This window comes from Saccharopolyspora elongata (assembly GCF_004348985.1).
GTDB classification, from domain to species: domain Bacteria; phylum Actinomycetota; class Actinomycetes; order Mycobacteriales; family Pseudonocardiaceae; genus Saccharopolyspora; species Saccharopolyspora elongata.
Map to the genome: position 1 here is coordinate 1 of NZ_SMKW01000227.1, position 1,152 is coordinate 1,152.

Genomic DNA, 1,152 nt, shown 5'->3' on the forward strand with positions numbered 1-1,152 from the left:
GCCTGGCAATCGGCATGTTAAACGGCGTCTTTAAGGAACGATGAACATGAAAAGCAAAATCATCAGGGAGCTACAGGCTCCTTTTTTATTATTCGCATTCACCCTCAAGCGTATTAACCAACAGTTCAGGGATTAATGAAAGATGGCAGACATCATTGATTCAGCATCAGAAATAGAAGAATTACAGCGCAACACAGCAATAAAAATGCGCCGCCTGAACCACCAGGCTATATCTGCCACTCATTGTTGTGAGTGTGGCGATCCGATAGATGAACGAAGACGCCTGGTCGTTCAGGGTTGTCGGACTTGTGCAAGTTGCCAGGAGGATCTGGAACTTATCAGTAAACAGAGAGGTTCGAAGTGAGCGAAATTAACTCTCAGGCACTGCGTGAAGCGGCAGAGCAGGCAATGCATGACGACTGGGGATTTGACGCAGACCTTTTCCATGAATTGGTAACACCATCGATTGTGCTGGAACTGCTGGATGAACGGGAAAGAAACCAGCAATACATCAAACGCCGCGACCAGGAGAACGAGGATATTGCGCTAACAGTAGGGAAACTGCGTGTTGAGCTTGAAACAGCAAAATCAAAACTCAACGAGCAGCGTGAGTATTACGAAGGTGTTATCTCGGATGGGAGTAAGCGTATTGCTAAACTGGAAAGCAACGAAGTCCGTGAAGACGGAAACCAGTTTCTTGTTGTTCGCCATCCTGGGAAGACTCCTGTTATCAAGCACTGCACTGGTGACCTGGAAGAGTTTCTGCGGCAGTTAATCGAACAAGACCCGTTAGTAACTATCGACATCATTACGCATCGCTATTACGGGGTTGGAGGTCAATGGGTTCAGGATGCAGGTGAGTATCTGCATATGATGTCTGACGCTGGCATTCGCATCAAAGGAGAGTGAGATCGGTTTTGTAAAAGATAACGCTTGTGAAAATGCTGAATTTCGCGTCGTCTTCACAGCGATGCCAGAGTCTGTAGTGTCAGATGATGACCGTACTCAAACATCGGGTTGAGTATTATCTTACTGTTTCTTTACATAAACATTGCTGATACCGTTTAGCTGAAACGACATACATTGCAAGGAGTTTATAAATGAGTATCAATGAGTTAGAGTCTGAGCAAAAAGATTGGGCGTTATCAATGT

The 1,152-nt window shown here is 45.4% G+C and carries 2 protein-coding genes; both read left to right on the forward strand.

Features of this window, described 5'->3' with window-relative positions:
* Positions 1-142: 142 nt before the first annotated feature.
* The gene (locus E1288_RS46420; RefSeq protein WP_000763367.1) at positions 143-364 is read left to right on the forward strand and encodes a TraR/DksA family transcriptional regulator; all 222 of its coding nucleotides are present in this window, start codon (positions 143-145) and stop codon (positions 362-364) included.
* Positions 361-909 carry an ead/Ea22-like family protein gene (locus E1288_RS46425; RefSeq protein WP_001289873.1) on the forward strand — a complete coding sequence of 183 codons (549 nt, stop codon included), beginning with the start codon at positions 361-363 and terminating at the stop codon, positions 907-909. Before E1288_RS46420 ends, E1288_RS46425 begins: the two co-directional genes overlap by 4 nt.
* Positions 910-1,152 lie beyond the last annotated feature (243 nt).